Source organism: Kribbella sp. WER1, from assembly GCF_054189145.1.
In genome coordinates, this window is the sequence record NZ_CM135186.1 from 4,859,295 (window position 1) to 4,875,295 (window position 16,001).

Annotated in this window: 16 protein-coding genes; 10 read left to right on the forward strand and 6 right to left on the reverse strand. The window is 68.7% G+C overall.

Annotated features, from left to right (window positions below; all coding sequences use genetic code 11):
- Positions 1–65 precede the first annotated feature (65 nt).
- The 3 genes from ACXJJ3_RS23575 to ACXJJ3_RS23585 form a co-directional block, all read right to left on the reverse strand.
- On the reverse strand, positions 66–1,673 hold the full coding sequence (locus tag ACXJJ3_RS23575) for a sensor histidine kinase (protein WP_458164002.1): 1,608 nt from the start codon (positions 1,671–1,673) through the stop codon (positions 66–68).
- Complete coding sequence (locus ACXJJ3_RS23580) at positions 1,670–2,362, reverse strand: response regulator transcription factor (protein ID WP_325036129.1); 693 nt, start codon at positions 2,360–2,362, stop codon at positions 1,670–1,672. The genes ACXJJ3_RS23575 and ACXJJ3_RS23580 overlap by 4 nt, the downstream gene beginning before the upstream one ends.
- A 102-nt stretch (positions 2,363–2,464) precedes the next feature.
- Positions 2,465–3,319 (reverse strand): DMT family transporter, encoded by an 855-nt coding sequence (locus ACXJJ3_RS23585; RefSeq protein ID WP_458164003.1) that lies wholly within the window; start codon positions 3,317–3,319, stop codon positions 2,465–2,467.
- 87 nt (positions 3,320–3,406) lie between these two features.
- Between ACXJJ3_RS23585 and ACXJJ3_RS23590 the strand changes: the two genes are divergently transcribed.
- Positions 3,407–3,844: an Lrp/AsnC family transcriptional regulator gene (locus ACXJJ3_RS23590; RefSeq protein WP_458164004.1), complete on the forward strand. Its 438-nt coding sequence runs from the start codon at positions 3,407–3,409 to the stop codon at positions 3,842–3,844.
- Positions 3,845–4,022: 178 nt separating this feature from the next.
- Positions 4,023–5,222 (forward strand): pyrophosphate--fructose-6-phosphate 1-phosphotransferase, encoded by a 1,200-nt coding sequence (locus ACXJJ3_RS23595; protein ID WP_458164005.1) that lies wholly within the window; start codon positions 4,023–4,025, stop codon positions 5,220–5,222.
- A 134-nt stretch (positions 5,223–5,356) separates the two neighbouring features.
- On the opposite strand, the gene ACXJJ3_RS23600 is transcribed toward ACXJJ3_RS23595, so the two are convergent.
- Both ACXJJ3_RS23600 and ACXJJ3_RS23605 read right to left on the reverse strand, forming a co-directional pair.
- Positions 5,357–5,800, reverse strand: a complete 444-nt coding sequence (locus ACXJJ3_RS23600; RefSeq protein WP_458164006.1) for a low molecular weight protein-tyrosine-phosphatase — start codon at positions 5,798–5,800, stop codon at positions 5,357–5,359.
- Entirely contained in the window at positions 5,800–6,186 is a 387-nt protein-coding gene (locus tag ACXJJ3_RS23605; protein ID WP_458164007.1) for a phage holin family protein, read from the reverse strand. The genes ACXJJ3_RS23600 and ACXJJ3_RS23605 overlap by 1 nt, the downstream gene beginning before the upstream one ends.
- Before the next feature lie 103 nt (positions 6,187–6,289).
- Between ACXJJ3_RS23605 and ACXJJ3_RS23610 the strand changes: the two genes are divergently transcribed.
- The 8 genes from ACXJJ3_RS23610 to ACXJJ3_RS23645 all read left to right on the forward strand — a co-directional run bounded on the left by ACXJJ3_RS23610 (position 6,290) and on the right by ACXJJ3_RS23645 (position 15,199).
- Positions 6,290–7,396, forward strand: coding sequence for a DUF4185 domain-containing protein (locus ACXJJ3_RS23610; protein ID WP_458164008.1), 1,107 nt, complete (start codon positions 6,290–6,292; stop codon positions 7,394–7,396).
- Complete coding sequence (locus tag ACXJJ3_RS23615) at positions 7,393–8,100, forward strand: FadR/GntR family transcriptional regulator (protein ID WP_458164009.1); 708 nt, start codon at positions 7,393–7,395, stop codon at positions 8,098–8,100. The genes ACXJJ3_RS23610 and ACXJJ3_RS23615 overlap by 4 nt, the downstream gene beginning before the upstream one ends.
- A gap of 18 nt (positions 8,101–8,118) precedes the next feature.
- Positions 8,119–9,390, forward strand: coding sequence for an ABC transporter substrate-binding protein (locus tag ACXJJ3_RS23620; RefSeq protein ID WP_458164010.1), 1,272 nt, complete (start codon positions 8,119–8,121; stop codon positions 9,388–9,390).
- Entirely contained in the window at positions 9,387–10,262 is an 876-nt protein-coding gene (locus ACXJJ3_RS23625; protein WP_458164011.1) for a carbohydrate ABC transporter permease, read from the forward strand. The genes ACXJJ3_RS23620 and ACXJJ3_RS23625 overlap by 4 nt, the downstream gene beginning before the upstream one ends.
- Positions 10,249–11,058 carry a carbohydrate ABC transporter permease gene (locus tag ACXJJ3_RS23630; RefSeq protein WP_458164012.1) on the forward strand — a complete coding sequence of 270 codons (810 nt, stop codon included), beginning with the start codon at positions 10,249–10,251 and terminating at the stop codon, positions 11,056–11,058. Before ACXJJ3_RS23625 ends, ACXJJ3_RS23630 begins: the two co-directional genes overlap by 14 nt.
- A gap of 96 nt (positions 11,059–11,154) precedes the next feature.
- Entirely contained in the window at positions 11,155–11,949 is a 795-nt protein-coding gene (locus ACXJJ3_RS23635; RefSeq protein WP_458164013.1) for an SDR family NAD(P)-dependent oxidoreductase, read from the forward strand.
- Positions 11,946–13,160, forward strand: coding sequence for an enolase C-terminal domain-like protein (locus ACXJJ3_RS23640; protein WP_458164014.1), 1,215 nt, complete (start codon positions 11,946–11,948; stop codon positions 13,158–13,160). Before ACXJJ3_RS23635 ends, ACXJJ3_RS23640 begins: the two co-directional genes overlap by 4 nt.
- On the forward strand, positions 13,157–15,199 hold the full coding sequence (locus tag ACXJJ3_RS23645) for a hypothetical protein (protein WP_458164015.1): 2,043 nt from the start codon (positions 13,157–13,159) through the stop codon (positions 15,197–15,199). The genes ACXJJ3_RS23640 and ACXJJ3_RS23645 overlap by 4 nt, the downstream gene beginning before the upstream one ends.
- 103 nt (positions 15,200–15,302) lie before the next feature.
- Here ACXJJ3_RS23645 and ACXJJ3_RS23650 read toward each other — a convergent pair whose 3' ends face one another.
- Positions 15,303–15,971 (reverse strand): GntR family transcriptional regulator, encoded by a 669-nt coding sequence (locus ACXJJ3_RS23650; RefSeq protein ID WP_458164016.1) that lies wholly within the window; start codon positions 15,969–15,971, stop codon positions 15,303–15,305.
- Between the last annotated feature and the right edge of the window lie 30 nt (positions 15,972–16,001).

The following is a 16,001-nucleotide window of genomic DNA, read 5'->3' on the forward strand; positions in this document are numbered from 1 at the left end:
TCCGCTCGGAGTGACCGAAGAACTCCATGAAGATCCTCTGAAGGATCTGTCAGGTTCGGCTCAGGTCAGCGGGACTGGGTCGCGGCGTGCGGGAGCCAGAGGGTGAACTGGGCGCCGGCTCCGGGGGCGTTGCGGGCGTAGATCATGCCGCCGTGCTGTTCTGCCGCGTGCTTGACGATCGCCAGGCCCAGGCCGGAGCCGGGGCGGCTGCGGGCCTCACTGGAGCGGTAGAAGCGGTCGAAGACGTGCGGCAGGTCCGCCTCGGCGATGCCAGGGCCGGAGTCCGTCACGGTCAGTACGCCGTCGAGCAGCCGGACCGTCACGTGGCCGACGGGTGGGCCGTCGGTGCGCTGCTCCGCGCCGTCGGGGACGCTGTACTTCGCCGCGTTGTCGAGCAGGTTCATCACCGCACGGCCGAGCAGCCGCTCGTCACCCCAGACCGGGAACGGCGTCAGCTGCACGTCCCACTCCAGCCCGGGCGCGCGCCGGCGTACCTTCATGACCGCGTCCTGGACCACGTTGGACAGCTCGATCAACTCCGCGTTCCGGACCTGCGGGGTGTCCCGGGCCAGCTCGGTCAGGTCGCCGATCAGCTGGGTCAGCTCGTCCATCTGCGCGCGGACGTCGTCCAGCAACTGCTGCCGGTCCTCCGGGCGGAGACCGCCGCGCTTGTTCGCCTGCGCGAGCAGGTCGAGGTTGGTGCGGACGCTGGTCAACGGCGTACGCAACTCGTGCCCGGCGTCCCCGACCAGCCGCCGCTGCCGGTCCCGGGACTGCGCCAGCGCGTCAAGCATCGCGTTGAACGCCACGGCCAAGCGGGAGATCTCGTCCGTACCGGTCACCGGGATCGGTTTGAGGTCCTCGGTCGCCGCCACGTGCTCGGCCGCTCCCGTCAGCCGCGCCAACGGCCGCAGCCCGGAGCGCGCGACCGCGTTCCCGGCGAGCGCCGCCCCGATCACCCCGATCAACCCGAACGCCCACAGCACAATCCCCAGGTTGTGCAACGTCTGATCGATGGGACCCAACGACTGCGCGACGACCAAAGCTCCAGGCTGGAGGTAGTTCTGAGGTTCTGCCTGGCAATACCGGCTCATGTCCGGCGGACAGTAACTCGCGGGGACGGCGACCACGCGGAAGTGCGAGCCGGCGTTGCGGATGCCGGCGGTCCGCAGGCTGGCCGTGTTGCCCTGGTCCCTCGCGACCTGGAGCTCGTCTTGGCCCATCGGCGGCAGCAGGCTGTTCGGCGGCCCATACTGCTCTCCGGTGGCGCTGATCACGCCGACGCGGATGTCGCTCAGACCGAGAGCGTCGGAGGGGACGTTCTGCAAGATCGTGAGGTCCGTCAGGACGCCCTTCTTCGCGGCTTGGGCAGCACGCTCGGTCAGGCTGTTGTCCAAGTTCTGGTACATCTGCTGGCGCACCGTGACGTATGCCGCGACGCTGACGATTGCTACCGCGAGGCCGACGGCTACCGCGGCGAGCAGGGTTACGCGGGCGTGCAGGCTGAGTTTGTGGAGGGTTTCGTTCCACCAGGTCTGTGTGCGGGCAGCGGTGGCTGCCACCCGGTTGCCGTTGGCAACAGGTTGGGCAGGGGACTGCAGCGGCGGCGGTGCTGCCGGTTGCCGCGGGCCGTCGGCGTACGACGGGAAATCCTGGGGGTGTTGCTCGCTCACGGTGGGGTGTCTCTCAGGACGTAGCCGATGCCGCGCACGGTGTGGATCAGGCGCGGCAGACCGTTGACCTCGGTCTTGCGGCGCAGGTAGCCGATGTAGACCTCGAGCGAGTTCGCGGTCGTCGGGAAGTCGTAGCCCCAGACGGCGTCCAGGATGACGGCGCGCTCGAGGACGCGGCGCGGGTTCCGGATCAGCAGCTCGAGGAGGGAGAACTCGGTGCGGGTGAGCTGGATCGCGACGTCGCCGCGGTGTACTTCGTGGGCGTCGACGTCGACGACCAGGTCGCCGTACTGCAGCACCTCGCCGCGCTGGCCGCCCTCGCCGGGCGCGGTGCTGCGGCGCAGCAGCGCGCGCAGCCGGGCCAGCAGTTCCTCGAGCGCGAACGGCTTGGTCAGGTAGTCGTCGCCGCCGGCGTCCAGGCCGTCCACCCGGTCCGCGACCGCGTCCCGCGCGGTGAGCACCAGGATCGGCACATTGTTGCCCGCGGCCCGCAGTGCCTTGGTGGTCTCGAGCCCGTCCAGGCGTGGCATCATCACGTCCATCACGACGACGTCCGGCTCGACGTTCCCGATCACCGCGAGCGCCTCGGCGCCGTCGGACGCGGTCACCACCTCGAAGTCGTTGAACTCCAGCGAACGGCGCAGCGAGTCCCGGACCGCCCGGTCGTCGTCCACCACCAGTACCCGCATGTCTGCCCCGCTCCGCTCGAAGTTCCGCCACCGAGAGTAAGACGCTTCCGTAAGAATCGCCTGAGAACCCGCTGATGGCTCGCACAACACCAGAGACAAACCCTAGCGGCGCGAGATCGCCACCCCTGTCAGGCACAGGGCGCCGCCGGCTAGCGCGAGCGGTGTGGGCGTCTCGGAGAGGAGGAGCCAGGCGAGGAGGATTGCTACTACTGGTACGGCGTACACGGTGACGCCCATGCGGCCGGCGGTGGTGTGGCGGAGGGCGATGGCCCAGGTGGTGAAGCCGAGGGCGGTGGGGAACGCGGCCAGGTAGACGATCCACCAGATGGTGGTCGCGTCGGTGGTGCGGAGCTGGGTGACCAGCGACGGCGCGAACGGGAGGCAGACGACCGCGCCGATCGTGCAGGCGAGCCACGTGACCTCGGCGGACCCCAGCCGGGTGAGGAGCGGCTTCTGGGTGACGACGCCGACGGCGTACGAGATCGCGGCGACGACGCACAGGACGACGCCCCACGTCTCGGCGCGGCCGTTCGACGTCGACGTACCGATGACGACGATGCCCGCGAACGCGACCAGCCCGCCGATCACCAGCTGCCGCGGGAAGCCCTCGCCGAGGCCGAGGCCGGCGAGTACGGCGATCAGCAGCGGGGCGATGTGCACGAGCATGGCGGCCGTGCCGGCGTCGAGGCGGCGCTCGGCCCCGTTCAGCGCGAGGTTGTAGACGCCGAACCACAGCACGCCGCAGGCAATCAGCGGCAGCCAGTCGCGGCGCGCCGGCCAGCGGCGGGCGGAGCGGGTACGGCGCTTCGTGAGGAGCAGCGCACCGAGGAAGAGGCTGCCGAGGCCGAGCCGGGCGAGCGCGAGCGGGCCGGCGGAGATGTCGGTGCCGACGTGCCGGATGGCGACGAACGACGAGGCCCAGAGCAGGACGGTGACGGCAGCGGCGGCGGTAGGCACATCGTTTACCGTAGAAACAGGATCTGCCGGTTTCCATGGCAGATCGGAGGCTCTTGGCTGGTTGTTCTTATCGAAACGAGAAGTCGGATGCTTGATGAGCTGAATATTCGGATCCTGGACGAGCTGTCCGCCGATCCGCGGCTGCGGACTACCGAGCTGGCTCGGCGGCTGGGGGTGTCGACGCCGACGGTTCGGGAGCGGGTCGGGCGGTTGGAGGAGTCCGGGGTGATCCGTGGGTACCGGCTGGAGCTGGATCCGGCCGCGCTCGGACGGCCGGTCGCCGCGTGGGTGCGGCTGCGGCCGGGGCCGCACCAGATCCCGAAGATCGTCGCGCTGGCCGATCGGATACCGGAAGTGGTCGAGTGTCATCGGATCTCGGGCGAGGACTGCTTCCTGATGCGGATCCAGGTGGCCGAGATCGCCGCGCTGGAGGGTGTCCTGGACAAGTTCCAGGTGCACGGCCAGACAACCAGTTCGTTCGTGGTCTCCACACCCGTCCCGCCGCGCCCCGTCCCGTTGGCTTAGTGGCGGACCGCCACCCCATCACAATCGCGCCGCTCCGTGCACCGCGCGCTCAGCCTCACCCGGAGCCGGCGATTGTGATGGCCTTGGGGTCCGCATCGCGGCCCGACCACTCCCCACAGTGGTCCACATCACTAGTCTGGTGGCGAATTCAGCGACGTTCCCGGAAGGACCCTGGACCATGGCTGTCCGCAGAGTTGCCCTGCTCACCGCCGGCGGGCTTGCGCCCTGCCTGTCGTCCGCCGTCGGCGGACTGATCGAGCGCTACACCGAGGTGGCGCCCGACGTGGAGATCATCGCCTACCTGAACGGGTACCACGGCCTGCTCAGCGGCCGGTTCCTGACCGTCACGCCCGAGGTGCGGGAGAAGGCGGCCGTGCTGCACAAGTTCGGCGGCAGCCCGATCGGCAACAGCCGGGTGAAGCTGACCAACACCGCCGACCTGGTCAAGCGCGGCCTGATCCAGGACGGGCAGAACGCCCTCCAGGTGGCCGCCGAGCGGCTGGTCGCGGACGGCGTCGACGTACTGCACACGATCGGCGGCGACGACACCAACACGACCGCCGCCGACCTCGCGGCGTACCTGCAGGAGCACGACTACAACCTGACCGTGGTCGGCCTGCCGAAGACCATCGACAACGACGTGGTCCCGATCCGGCAGAGCCTCGGTGCCTGGACCGCGGCCGAGCAGGGCGCGCTGTTCGCGAAGAACATCATCGCCGAGCACAGCTCGAACCCGCGGATGCTGATCGTCCACGAGGTGATGGGCCGGAACTGCGGGTGGTTGACCGCGGCAACGGCTCAGGTGTACCAGGCCTGGGTCGACGAGCAGGAGTGGAACCCGGGCATCGGCCTGGACAAGGGCGGCTGGTCGGTGCACGCCGTGTACGTGCCGGAGGCAACGATCGACCTGGACGCCGAGGCCGAGCGGCTGCGCAGGGTGATGGACTCCGAGGACTGCGTCAACATCTTCCTGTCCGAGGGCGCCGGCGTACCGTCGATCGTGGCCGAGCTGGAGGCGCGCGGCGAGGAGGTCGGCCGGGACCCGTTCGGGCACGTGAAGCTGGACACCATCAACCCGGGGGCGTGGTTCGCGAAGCAGTTCGCGGAGCGGATCGGCGCCGAGAAGACGATGGTGCAGAAGAGCGGGTACTTCAGCCGGTCGGCCGCGGCGAACGACCGCGACCTCGCGCTGATCAAGGAGTGCACCGACTACGCCGTCGACGCGGCGCTGCGCGGTGAGTCCGGCGTCGTCGGCCACGACGAGGAGCGCGGCGACGAGCTGCGCGCGATCGAGTTCCCGCGGATCGCCGGCGGCAAGGAGTTCGACCCGGGCGTGGAGTGGTTCGTGACGCTCCGCTCGGAGATCGGTCAGGCTTAGGCCCTGGCTGGTGATCCACCGCCTACTGCGGGGCACCCGGCACGGCACCTCGCCGCACGGGTGCAAAGGCCACGATGCTCCGCATCGAGACCTTCGCCCCCGCGCGCCGAGCTACCGCACCGGGCACCTCCTCGCTACGGCGCTGCATCACCAGCCAGGGCCTGATCGCGGAGGCGGTCGACCCAGGCGTCGGCCGCCTTCTCGATCTGCACGAGGACGTCGTCGAAGCCGGCGTCTTCGCCGTAGTACGGATCCGGTACGTCGTCGCGCGCGAACAGCTGCGCGGCGTCGCCGTACCGGGTGAGCGTGTCCAGGTGGCCCGAGTCCATCGCGAGCATCAGGTCCCGGTCCGCGGACCGTCGGTAGTGCCGGGCGCGATGCGAGCTGCCGTCGTACCCGCGGCGGCGTAGCGCGGCGGCCGCGCGCGGGTCCATCGGGTCGCCGACGTGCCAGCCGCCGGTGCCCGAGCTCGAGACGTGTACGCCGTCGACACCCGCCTCGGCGAGCTTCGCGCGCAGCACGACCTCGCCCATCGGCGACCGGCAGATGTTCCCGGTGCAGACGATCTCGACCTGCACTAGTGGAGCTCGGCCTTCTCCGGCAGGACGGCGTTGATCAGCATGCCGACGACGCTGATGATGAGCGCGCCCCAGACTGCCGGCCAGAACCCGGCGACGTGGAACTGGACGTCGAGCTTGCCGGTGATCCAGGACGTCAGCCAGAGCATCAGGGCGTTGATCACGAAGGTCAGCAGACCGAGCGTGAGGATCAGCAGCGGGAACGACAGCACCTTCACGATCGGCTTCACGACCGCGTTCACGATGCCGAAGATCGCCGCGACGATCAGCAGCGTGACCACCCGGCGGCTGGTGGTAGCGCCCTCCAGGGTGATTCCGGACACCAGCCAGCTCGCCACCGCCAGCGCGACCGCATTCGCCAGCAACCTGATGATCAAGTTCTTCATACCGTCGATCCTCCCACTCAGGCGGTAACACCACGCTCCGTACACACCCTGGTCGAACCCTGGGTCTTGACATCGAAAATGACCAAGTGATCTGATCATTTTCATGAAACGGCCCCTGGTTGCGGTTGTCGCGTTGTCCCTCACGGCAGCGGCTCTCGCTGTCCCCGCCGCGTCCGCGGCTCCGACGAGCTGCGGCGCCGTCCAGACGAACTGGACCGCCACGACCACCCCGCACGCCGCGCCCGAGGGCCTGCTGAACGCGTACAGCAACACCGGCAAGGGCTGGACGGGCGCGGACAGCACGTACTCCGTCCCGCTGTCCGGCGGCCGTACGGCGTGGATCTTCTCCGACACGTTCCTCGGCCCGGTGAACGCGGACGGCAGCCGCCCGACGACCACGCCGTTCATCAACAACTCGTTCGTGATCCAGCACGGCACGGACCTGAAGACGGTCGCCGGCGGTACGGCGGCCGACCCGACGGCGCTGGTGCCACCGCCGTCCGACGGCTGGTACTGGTTCGGTGCCGCTCAGACGAGTCACGCCGGCCAGGACCTCGACGTGGTCGCGCTGCGGTTCCAGAAGACCGGTACGGGCCAGTGGGACTGGAAGTGGGCCAGCAACTACCTGGCGCGGTTCGACAGCAAGACGTTCACGTTGAAGTCCCTGACCCAGCTCCCGTCCGCGGCCGACGTGCAGTGGTCCGGCTGGCTGCTCCGCGACCACGGCTACACGTACGTCTACGGAGTCGAGGACCTGGGCGGCTCGAAGTACCAGCATGTCGCCCGTGTGCGCGGCGACGACCTCACGGCGAAGCCTTGGGAGTACTGGACCGGCTCGGGCTGGTCCAAGGACGAGACGGCCTCCGTGCGGGTGATGGAGGGTGTGGCCAACGAGCACAGCGTGACCCGTTGGGGTGACGGCTACCTGCTGACCACGCACAACACCAAGGAGCTGTTCAGCAAGAGCGTTCTCGGGTACTTCTCGTGCTCGCCGACCGGCCCGTGGGTGAAGCCGGTGGAGCTGTACCAGACGCCCGAGACGGGCGGGAACATCATCACGTACAACTCCCACGAGCACCCGGACCTCCGTCAGGGCACCTCGCTCCTGGTCAGCTACAACGTGAACAGCCTGGTCAGCGACGAGCTGTACGGCGACGTGAGCATCTACCGGCCGCGCTTCCTCAAGGTGACCCTGGCGGCGGCCAAGTGAGCGCCTCCGGCGGCGTCGTACGGCGCAGTCTCCTGGACGATCTGGCGACGTCGATGCTCGCGCTGATCGCGGAGCGGAAGCTGGCGCCGGGAGACCAGTTCGAGGCGGTACGGTCGCTGGCGGAGCGGTTCAAGGTTGCCGTACCGACTGTCCGGGAGGCCCTGCGCCGGCTCGAGGCGACCGGTGCGGTGGAGCTCCGGCACGGCTCCGGCGTGTACGTCGGCCCGAACGTCGGCCGGCTGGTCCTGGCGAACCCGCTCGCGCTGGAACCGAGCCCGGACCGGCTGGTGGAGCTGCTGCAGGCCCGTGCCCTGATCGAACCGCCGGTCGCCGCTCTGGCCGCGAAGACCCGGGCCGAGGCTCCGCTCGAGCAGATGGCCAAGGACCTGGACGCCGCCGCGGAGCTGATCGCCTCCGGGGACCATGCGCAGCTGGCCGAGGTGAACATGGACTTCCACCGCTCCCTGGCGCTGGCGTCCGGCAACGCGACGCTGGCCGAAGTGGTCGAGTCCGTCACGGTCGTGAACGCCCGCGAACAGCTGGAGATCCTGCACATCCACGGTGATCGCCAGGCCGACCTGGACGAGCACCGTGCGATCTACGACGCGATCCGGTCCGGTGACCCCGACCTGGCCGAACTGCTCACCCGCGAGCACCTGGACGGCGTACTGGCCGTCATCAACGAACGATTTCAGCATCCCTGAGCTGGAAGGACGCAACACATGCAACGCAACAACCGCAAGGCGCTGGCTGCCCTGGTGATCGCCGGCACGCTCGCGCTGTCCGCCTGTGGCGGCGGGGCCAAGCCCGGCAAGGCCACCGAGGACAAGCCGGTCGACTCGCTGAAGTTCTACAACGACAAGGGTGGCTGGAAGGACGCTTTCACCCAGGTCGGCGCGTCCAGCAAGAAGGACATCGGCGTCGGCATGGAGCCGGTCGGGTACTCGGACTCGAACACGTACACGGCGTTCATCCGGTCCTCGTTCCGGACCAAGGAGAAGGCCGACCTGTTCACCTGGCACACCGGCAAGGAGCTTCAGGATCTGGTGGACCAGAAGCTCGTTGCCGAGACCACCGACCAGTGGACCAAGGCGGTTGCTGACGGCAACGTCCCGGAGCAGCTCAAGCAGTACTTCACCTACGACGACAAGCAGTACTGCGTGCCGCTGAACGCGGGCTACTGGGTGATGTACTACAACAAGGCGGTCTTCAAGAAGGCCGGGATCACCGCGGCGCCGACGACCTGGGCCGAGCTGATGCAGGCGACGGACAAGCTCAAGGCGATCGGCGTGAAGCCGTTCTACCAGACCAACATCCTGTTCTCGTTCGTCTGGTTCGAGACGCTGCTGGCCGGCAAGGACCCCGATCTGTACGACAAGCTTGCGACCGGCAAGGCGAAGTACACCGACCAGGGTGTCGTCGACGTGATGAACGAGTGGAAGAAGATGATCGACGCCGGCGACTTCAGCGACCCGGGCTCGAAGACCGAGCCGCAGGCGCAGCTGAAGAACGGCGACGTCGCGATGATCAACTTCGGCACCTGGTTCAGCGGCAACCTGAACACGCTGAAGATGAAGCCCGGCACCGACTACGACTTCTTCGTGATCCCGAACGTGAACCCGTCGCTGCCGAAGACCTCGATGATCTTCGAGACCGGGCCGGTCTGCTCGGCCGCGGCCAGCGACCACGCGTCGACGGTGAAGAAGTGGACCGACTGGTGGCTCACTCCGAAGGCGCAGACCGACTGGGCGAACTCCCGCGGCGACCTGTCGTTCAACCCGAAGGCCGAGGTCAAGGATCCCGGGCTGGCGAAGCTCAACAAGGACGTCAACGGGTATCGCTTGATCAACCGGTGGTTCGAGGCGACGCCCGTACCGGTCGCGAACAAGGCGCTCGAGGTGTTCGGCGCGTTCGTGACGAAGCCGGGTGACCCGATGCCGGGCCTGCAGAAGATCCAGGCCGAGGCGGACGCGTACTGGGCCAAGCAGAAGTGAGGGATCGCACCGGAGCGCGGGCAGCTCCCCTGTTCGGGCTGCCCGCCGTAGCGGTCGTCGCGCTGCTGCTGTACGTGCCGTTCCTGTGGACGACGTACGTCAGCTTCACTTCGTACGACGGGTTGGCGTCACCGGTGTGGTCCGGTCTGGCCAACTACAAGGCGATGTTCAGCGACCCCGACCTGGTCGGGGCGCTGGTCAACACGCTGCTGTGGGTGGTCGGCATGATCACGCTGCCGGTGGCGCTCGGTCTGCTGGTCGCCGTGCTGACGTACGGCCACAAGTGGGGCATGTGGTTGCGGTTGCCGTTCCTGCTGCCGTACGCGATCTCCGGTGTCGCGGTCGGCGTCATCTGGGGCTTCGTACTGCAGCCGGACGGCGCACTGGGTCAGGCACTCGGGTTCTTCGGGCTCCCGGGTGCCCACACCGGCTGGCTGCAGTCCGGTCCGGGCAACACGATCATGATGATCATCGCCACCACCTGGCAGGCCGCCGGCGTCAACGCGCTGCTCTTCGTTGTGGGTCTTCAGTCCATCCCGGGTGAGCCCCTGGAGGCCGCCCGTCTGGACGGCGCCGACGGCTTCAAGCTGTTCCGGTACCACCTCTGGCCGCAGCTGAGAGCCATCACCACGGTCGTCATCGGCCTCTCGCTCGTGGGAAGCCTGAAGACGTTCGACGTCGTGTGGGTGATGACGCAAGGCGGTCCAGGTACTTCCTCGGAGACGCTCGCGCTCTCCATGTACAAGGAGACGTTCGTCCTGAACGACTACGGCCAGGGCGCGGCGATCGCACTGTTCCTGAGCCTGGTCACCTTCGCGGCCTCGATCCTGTACCTGCGCTACCAGCTGGGAGATGCCCGTGAGCAAGGTTAAGACGGGTGTGCTGATGTTTCTCGGGTTGCTGTGGCTGGCACCCGTGTACTTGCTGATCGTCAACGCGTCCAAGTCCGTCGACGGGTACGACGCCAAGACCGTGTGGAAACCGGCCGGCTTCGACCTGTTCGCGAACTTCGGGGACGCGTGGAGCAAGGCGTCGCTCGGTTCCACGCTGGTGTCGACGACCTTGTACAGCGTGGTCGCGCCGGTGCTCGCGGTCCTGGTCGGCGCGGCCGCCGGGTACGCGATCGTGGTACTCAAACTGAAGCGCGGGTTCCTGTGGTTCGTGTTCATCTTCGGCGGGACGATCTTCCCGTTGCAGATGATCCTGATGCCGTTGTTCTCCGGGTACGCGAACTCCGGGCTGTACGACACCCGGGTCGGGATGATCGTCGTGTACACCGCGATCAGCGTGCCGTTCTCGGCGTTCGTGATGCGGAACTTCTTCACCGGGATCGCGCGCAGCGTGTTCGAGGCCGCGATCGTCGACGGTGGCGGGCTGTTCCGGATCTTCCGCAGCATCTACCTGCCGATGGCCGGCTCCGCGCTGGCCGCGATCTTCATCCTGCAGGCGACCTTCGTCTGGAACGACCTGCTGCTCGGCCTGACTCTCAGCCAGTCCGACTCGGTCCGCCCGATCATGCCGGCCCTCACCGGCCTGCAGAGCACGTACGGCGGCGCCGCACTGCCGACCGTACTCGCCGGCGGCCTGCTCGTCTCCCTCCCGACCGTCATCCTCTTCCTCGCCGCCCAACGATTCTTCTCCCGGGGCCTGGCCCTGGGTCAGTTCTGACTGCTCTCTCGGAGGAAATATGCGAACCGCCACGCCATCACAATCGCCCGCCGCTCGCCCAGGCGAGCGTGACACCAACCGAAACGGAGGATTGTGATGGCCGGGGAGTCCGCCCCCCACCCCGTCCCCACGGACGGCGGTCACCGGACGATTGTCGTCACGGGTGGCGCCGCCGGCATCGGCCGGGGCGCCGTGGAACGCTTCCTCGCCGCAGGCGACCGCGTGGTCGTGCTCGACCGTGACACCTCTTCGCTCGCAGTGCTGGGCGATCAGGTGACCGGCGTTCAGGTAGACGTGTCGGACCGGGCAGCGCTTGCGTCCGTCGCGGATGAGATCGGCGAAGTGGACGCGTTGGTGTGTGCCGCGGGTGTCCAGCGCTACGGAACTGTTGTCGACACACCCTCGAACGTGTACGACGAAGTGATGGCCGTGAACGTCGGCGGCGTGTTCTTCGCCTGTCAGGCGTTCGTCCCGAAGCTCCCGCGCGGCGGCAGCGTCGTCGTGGTCGCGTCCGTGCAGGCGTACGCCGCGCAGACCGGCGTCGCGGCGTACTCGATGGGCAAGGGCGCCCTGCTCAGCCTGGTCCGCGCGATGGCGGTGGACCACGCGCCGGACGGGATCCGCGTGAACGCGGTCTGCCCGGGCTCAGTCGACACCCCGATGCTCCGGACCTCGGCCGCGCAGTTCGCCGGGGACCGGAGTACCGACGAGGTCGTCGCCGAGTGGGGCCGCTCGCACCCGCTCGGCCGGGTCGCGAACCCGGAAGAAGTTGCCGAGGTCATCTACTTCCTGTCCTCGCCGGCCGCGTCCTTCGTGACCGGTGCGGACGTGAAGGTCGACGGCGGGCTGACCGCCGGACTGCCCGTAGTACTGCCGGAGGGCCAGAAGTGAAGATCGTCGACGTACGCGCAACCACGGTGACCATGCCGTTGGAGGCGCCACTGCGGCACAGCAACGGAGCGCACTGGGGACGTTTCGTACGGACTGTCGTGGAGGTCGAGGCCGACAACGGGCTGATCGGGCTGGGCGAGATGGGCGGCGGCGGCCAGAGCGCCGAGGCCGCCGTCGCCGGGCTGAAGGAGTACCTGGTCGGCCACGACCCGGCCCGCACCGAGTCGCTGCGCTGGATGCTCGCGAACCCGACGGCGAGCCTGTACAACAACCGCACGCAGTTGCTCGCGGCCATCGAGTTCGCCTGCCTGGACCTGCAGGGCCGCGAGCTCGGCGTGCCCGTGCACGAGCTGCTCGGCGGCAAGGTCCGCTCGCATGTGCCCTTCGCGAGCTATCTGTTCTTCCGACACGCCAACGACGACGGCACCGGCGAGATCCGGACCGCCGAGCAGCTGGTCGCGCATGCGCGGGAACTGGTCGACGAGCACGGGTTCAGCGTGCACAAGCTGAAGGGCGGCGTCTTCCCGCCGGACTACGAGCGCGAGTGCTTCCGGGCGCTGGCCGAGGCGTTCCCGGGGCATCGGGTCCGCTTCGACCCGAACGGCGCGTTCAGCGTCGAGGAGGCGATCCGGTTCGCGCGCGGCATCGAGGACCTGGACAACGACTACCTCGAGGACCCGACCTGGGGCCTGAACGGGATGCGCCGGGTCCGCTCCAAGACCCCGATCCCGTTGGCCACGAACACCGTCGTGGTGAACTTCGAGCAGCTCGCCGCGAACGTCCGGGACCCCGCCGTCGACGTGATCCTGCTGGACACCACGTTCTGGGGCGGCATCCGGCCGTGCATCAAGGCGGCCGGCGTCTGCGAGACGTTCCAGCTCGGCGTCGCCGTGCACTCGTCGGGCGAGCTCGGCATCCAGCTCGCGACGATGCTGCACCTCGGCGCCGTCGTACCGAACCTGTCGTTCGCCGCCGACGCGCACTACCACCACCTGCGCGACGACATCATCGTCGGCGGCAAGCTCCCGTACGTCGACGGCGCGATCGCGGTCCCGGACGCGCCCGGCCTCGGCGTCGAGCTGGACCGCGACAAGCTGGCCGAGTACGCCGAGCTGTTCCGCGAGCTCGGCCCCTACCCGTACGACCGCGATCCGGCCCGCCCGGAGTGGTACCCCCTGCTACCGAACACCGATTGGGCAGACCCGTCATGATCCCGCGCAGCGCCGACCTGGCCAGCGACGTCCTCACCCACACGTACGACGACATGTTCAACCCGCCCGGGCTGACGAACTTCCTCGGCACCGCCCAGGTCGACCTCGACGTGGCCGGCATCCGGAGCGTGAACTTCCCGCCGTACTCGCACGGCGACACGATCACCGCGCAGCTGTACGTCGACGGCCGGCTGGCCCGCTCGTACGGCGGCACCGTCGAGGTCGTCTGGCGCCCCGACCGGGTCGTCCGCTCCACCACGGTCGACGGGTTGGAGGTGCGCACCACGACGGCCTGCGCTCCGGGACGACCGGCTGTCGTCGTCCAACTGGAGGTTGCGGGGGAGCCCGGGCGTACTGTCCGGGTGGGGCTTTCGCTGGCCAGTACGGCGACCCGCTCGGCTACCGGGTGGCTGAGCCCGGAGCCGCCGTCCGAGCCCAACACGCTGACGGTTGTCGGTGAGCGGGTGGTCGGGGCCGGGGCGTCCGGGTCAGCCGTGAGCGTGCAAGGTGTCGACGTACCCAGCACGGTGGATCGGGGGATGCTCGAGGCCGACGTCGTGCTCGACGAGGCAGGGCTTGGGCGGCTGTCGTACGTGCATGTGCTGGCGGGGACGTTGGACGAAGCCACGGAGCACTTCGACGTGTGCGTGGCCGACGTACCGGCGGTGATCTCGGTCGCGGAGAGCATGTGGGACGTGGCGATCGCGGATGCGTTCGATCCGGCCAGCGACGGGTTCAGCGGGTCGTTGCCGGTGCTGGAGACGTCCAACGAGGCGCTGCGGAAGCTGTACTGGTGGGGTGTGCTCGGGGTCATCTGGTTCCGCCGCGACAACCCGGCGAGCGTGCTCGGGCGGACGTACGACACGTTGATGCCGCGGTACTGGCAGACCACGACGTTCATCTGGGACTACAGCCTGTCGTCGCTGACGCATGCCCTGCTCGACCCGGAGCCGATGCGCAAGCACATCGAGCACTGGATCGACCTGGACATCCACAAGCACTTCGGCACCGAGTGGCTGACCGGCGGGCCGGTCGGTTACTGGTACTCCGTCAATGACTTCGCCATGACTCGTCTTGTGCGGGATTACGTACGTTTCACCGGCGATGACGCGTTCCTGGATGCTTCTGTCGGCCCGAAGGCCGTAGGGGAGCACGTGCACGACTGGGCGACCGCCTGGCGCGGGTTGCGCGGAGAGCACGCGCTGGCCGACTACGGCGGCATCGACAACCTGCTGGAGTGCGTGAGCAGCTATGTCCACGAGGTCGCCAGCTTCAACGCGGCCAACGTGTGGTGCATGCGAGTCGCGGCCGAGGTCGCGGACCGGTCCGGCGACAAGGACAGGGCCGCTCTGCTCCGCAAGGAGGCCTCGGCTCAGGCAGGCCACGTCAACGAGCTGTACGTCGAGGGCAAGGGCTTCTGGCATGCCCGGCAACCGGACGGCACGCTGGTACCGGTACGGCACTGCTACGACTTCAACATCATCGGTACGACGATCCCGGACGACCTGTCCGAGACCCAGCGCGCCGAGATGGTGACGTTCTTCCAGAACGAGCTGCAGACACCCACCTGGATGCGCGCCCTCTCGCCGTACGACGCCGACGCGGCGTACAGCGTCCGCCCGGACCACCAGTGGAACGGCGCCTACCCGGCGTGGCCGGCCGACGCGGGGCGAGCACTGTTCGCGCTCGGGCGTGGCGACGTACTGCTGGACTGGCTGCCGGGGCTCGCGAAGACGGCGAACCAGGGGCCGTGCGGGCAGGCGCACTTCGTCGAGGAGGCCCAGCCCGCGATGTCGGGTGGCGCCCGGAAGTCGCCGCCGCAGTACCCGTACCTGATCGACTGGTCCTGCTCCTCCTCCGGAGCCTGGGTCAGCCTGGTCCTCGAGGGCATCTTCGGCATCGAGGTAGCCCTCGACGGCACAGTCACCGCCAGCCCCCAGTTGGCAGACCTGGACCCCGACGCCCGCCTGACCGGCCTCCGGGGCGGCACCCGCACGTACGACGTCACCGCGGACGGCCTGACCACCGCGACCCCCTGACCGCCCGGCGCGAACCCTCCACCTGAGGGGGTATCGCTCGAACTGGAGGGTTGCCCCCTGGAAATTTCAGGGGGCAACCCTCCAGCTGAGGGGGCAGGTTCGGTCAGTGGGACGGGGTGGCGATGGCTTCGAGGAGGGACTCCTCGGCGCCGGCGAGGTGCCGCCGGAGCTCGGCGACGCATTCGTCGAGTTCGCCGCGTTCGAGCAGCCGGACGAGCTTGCGGTGCGACGCGACCTGCTGACGAGCGTCCTGACGCAGCGCATCCACCCGGGCCAGCGCCAACCGCGCCTCACCCGTGACGGAGTCCGCCGTCGCGATCAGCCGCTCACTCCCCGTGAGCGCGACCAGGCTCCGGTGGATCGCCAGATGCGTCTCGGTCAGCGCCTCCGGATCGGCCCCGTCCTTCGCGGTCGCGGCGAACACCCGCATCGCCTCCCGGACCCGCTCCCGGGCCGCCTCGTCGGCGTCGAACCACGCCCGGATCCCGGCCGACTCCAGCACGAACCGCGCCCGGCAGATGTCCGCCACCGCGCCCGGATGCAGGATCGCGACACTGACCCCCTTGTTCGGCTCCCGCACCGCGAGCCCCTCGGTGACCAGCATCGTCATCGCCTCCCGGATCGTGCTCCGGGCCACCCCCAACGCCTCCGCCAACGGCTGCTCCCGCAACGGCGTCCCAGGCTCCAGATCCCCCGCGAACAGCGCCGCCCGCAACGCGTCAACCACCCGATCCACCGTGGTCGACCGGTCCACCCGCAGCCGTTCGTACATGGGGAGATTCTCGTCCAGACCCGCCCCGTT